Origin of the sequence: Solemya elarraichensis gill symbiont (assembly GCF_002021095.1) — a bacterium.
Taxonomy (GTDB): Bacteria; Pseudomonadota; Gammaproteobacteria; order Chromatiales; family Chromatiaceae.
Genome location: NZ_MPRK01000234.1, coordinates 1 through 2,655, shown reverse-complemented (window position 1 = coordinate 2,655; position 2,655 = coordinate 1). Strand labels below are relative to the sequence as shown.

Genomic DNA, 2,655 nt, shown 5'->3' with positions numbered 1-2,655 from the left:
GCATGTTCGGCCCCATTAAAAAGTGGGCGGTGCGAAGACAAGTCGGTGACCATATATACAGCACGCTGCAACATTCACGACCGCTACTGACAGACCTGGCCCCACCAGTGCCCGGAACATTGCTTTACTGGTTAAACAACCAGCAGCACCCGGACATCGAATATATCTCCATCGTTCGTTCAGGCAGTTACAATTTTGTCGGTGACCTGCTGGTACCATCGTTCAGCCAGGATATGAACTGGATTCCGGCATTGCAGGGCAAGTCCCAAGTGCTTGTCTCAGTGCATGGGCATGAATTATCGCCGGCTGACAGCTTCATCCTGCTGAATCTTTTATAGTGACGAAAGATGAATATTGCAATCTGTATAGATAGATAAACACATAGAGTTATTACAATGGTTGTGAACAACCCGAAGACTATTTGACGATGAACAAACACCGTTTTTTATGAAAAGAGATATTTTATTCATTCCCATTCTCACGATTAGCCTAATCTTGATGATCTTTAATGCCGCCAGAGCAGAGAATAATGGCGTATTCAAGAACGGAATTACACAGGCAACCATGCGAACAGCAATTGACTCTTCGGGTGGCTACTTGGCGAGGCAGATTCGTGATGATGGCAGTTTTATTTACCACGCGAATATCATCACCGCTATACCATTAAAGCCTTATTACAACTGGGTTCGTCATGCTGTGGCAATTGTCGTTCTTGAGGACTACTACCAGTTAACTCGCAAGCAGAAGCTTGTGCCACTCCTGAGAAAGTCCATAGAGCGGATGCGAGTGGATAGTATCGGATCAGTCGAGGGAGTCCCTAATGCCACTGCGGTCTGGGATGATGCTCAATCCAATGCTGTTGAAGGTGACAGATTCGCTATTCTGGGAGGGGCAGGTTTGGGACTATTGGCTTTGTGTAAGTTCACCGAGATTGAGCCGAATGCAGTTCCGGTTAGCGAGCTTGAATCGTTGGGAAACTTCATTCTGGCGATGCAAAAACCATCCGGGGATCTCTTTCCTACCTGGATTCCTGAAAAGGGAGGGCGAACCGATGAATGGGCATCACCTTACAATGCTGGCTAGGCAGCACTGGGGCTCATTGCGCTGTATGAAATTAGCCATGACCCCAAGTGGCTGAATTCTGCACAATCAATCCTGAATTACCTGGTGACTAGCCGTGCTGACCTGGATACTGTGCCTGTTGATCATTGGGCTTTGATGGCAACCGAAAAAATATGGCAATACCTGCAAGAATCAGATAAGCGGGCTTACAAAGAACACGCCAGGAAAATCATAAATACCATGCTGTCAAAGCAGATTGTAAACGGTTCGATTCTGGATGGCGCATACAGTGACAATGGAATCACCACCACATCAGCCACCATTCTTGAGGGATTATTGGCATCCGAGTCTTTATGTCGTGATGAAGCGGCATTCCATCAACAGATTTTAGAGTCGATTACGGCTGGAATGCGCTTTCTCCTCAATGCGCAGGTCAAGAATGGCCCATTCAGGGGGGCAATTCCGCGCTCTGTAGCCCTGATGTCTTTAGAGGCACCCGGGGCAGATCTCTTCAACAGCAGAGCAACGGTAGTCCGTATTGACTATGTACAGCATGTCTTGGCGGCATATATGCAGTACCTTGATTTGTTGGACGAGCGTGATTGACCGCGTGAGGGCAGATATATTGAAACAGATCAAATCAGGCTGGTAATATAAACTCTAAATGCATCTCAATTCTCTTAATCGAAGGGGTAGATAATGAATAAAACGATTTTGGCAGTTGCCTTGATGGCTGTTGCGAGTGATATTAGCGCAGGCGACGATGTCGTAATAGTAGACCCGGTTGACTATGATCCGACAGCCTCGATTTCCCTTACGATCCCTTTTGGTGCTGGTGGAATAAAAGACTTCGGCATCAGTCTCAATGTTCTTTCAACCAACGAAGAAAATGCCTGGATGGGCGGTGCTGGCGTCACATTTTATCCGGCAAAAGATAACAAGCTGGGATGTAGCCTGATTGGCGGGCGCAACTTTACGGGCAGCGAACTCTATCTTGGTTATGATTTTTGCCAGAAGGTGTTCAACTTCGGCGTTGGTGTGCTTAATACGAAAGGTGGTTCAGTACGACCCAAATGAGTTGATTTCTTGTTGTCAAACAATCTTGTCCATAGCTCGTACAGCCAACGCCTGGATTGTCAGGGAAGGTGATGCACCACCTCCACTGGAGGGGAAGACACTGGCATCAACGATGTAAAGATTGTCTACATCATGACTCCTGCAGTCGCGATTAACGACTGATGTTGCGGCGTCCTCGCCCATACGGCAGGTTCCGAATACATGGCCGGCGGAAAATGCATCATATGTGCCGTATTCCTCGAATATTTCAGCACCCGCTTCGATGAGCAACTTGCGGCAGGTTGTTGCCATGAAACGGAGTCGCCTGATTTCTGCATCCCCCAGCCTGGAATGAATCCTCGCGAAGGGAATGCCATAGTTGTTTTTCTTCTCCGGATCGAGGTCGATATAAGAGCCGCTATTAGGCAGAAACTCCCCGATTGCACCAATATTCACGGCATGCCCGAATGAATCTCTGACGCCTTGCTTGAGTGATTTGCCAAATCCGGATACGACTCTTTTGGCATAGGCGATTGG

General features: G+C 47.8%; 4 protein-coding genes and 1 pseudogene. 4 read left to right on the top strand and 1 reads right to left on the bottom strand.

The genetic code is table 11. The annotated features are described in order from the left end of the window. The 4 genes and pseudogenes from BOW51_RS09545 to BOW51_RS09530 all read left to right on the top strand — a co-directional run. Positions 1 to 338 (top strand): annotated as a pseudogene (locus BOW51_RS09545) (hypothetical protein); the annotation flags it as partial. 109 nt (positions 339 to 447) lie between these two features. Beyond that, positions 448 to 1,083, top strand: coding sequence for a hypothetical protein (locus BOW51_RS09540; protein WP_078477517.1), 636 nt, complete (start codon positions 448 to 450; stop codon positions 1,081 to 1,083). A gap of 135 nt (positions 1,084 to 1,218) precedes the next feature. Beyond that, positions 1,219 to 1,668, top strand: coding sequence for a hypothetical protein (locus BOW51_RS09535; RefSeq protein ID WP_078477516.1), 450 nt, complete (start codon positions 1,219 to 1,221; stop codon positions 1,666 to 1,668). A 93-nt stretch (positions 1,669 to 1,761) separates the two neighbouring features. After that, positions 1,762 to 2,139 (top strand): hypothetical protein, encoded by a 378-nt coding sequence (locus BOW51_RS09530; RefSeq protein WP_135568218.1) that lies wholly within the window; start codon positions 1,762 to 1,764, stop codon positions 2,137 to 2,139. 15 nt (positions 2,140 to 2,154) lie between these two features. Here BOW51_RS09530 and BOW51_RS09525 read toward each other — a convergent pair. After that, on the bottom strand, positions 2,155 to 2,655 hold a 501-nt coding region (locus BOW51_RS09525; protein ID WP_217349027.1), incomplete at its 5' end, for a GMC family oxidoreductase.

Bases quoted from the DNA above. Each gene is read 5' to 3' on its own strand.
- BOW51_RS09540 (WP_078477517.1), top strand. From the start codon at position 448: ATGAAAAGAGATATTTTATTCATTCCCATTCTCACGATTAGCCTAATC.
- BOW51_RS09535 (WP_078477516.1), top strand. From the start codon at position 1,219: ATGGCAACCGAAAAAATATGGCAATACCTGCAAGAATCAGATAAGCGG.
- BOW51_RS09530 (WP_135568218.1), top strand. From the start codon at position 1,762: ATGAATAAAACGATTTTGGCAGTTGCCTTGATGGCTGTTGCGAGTGAT.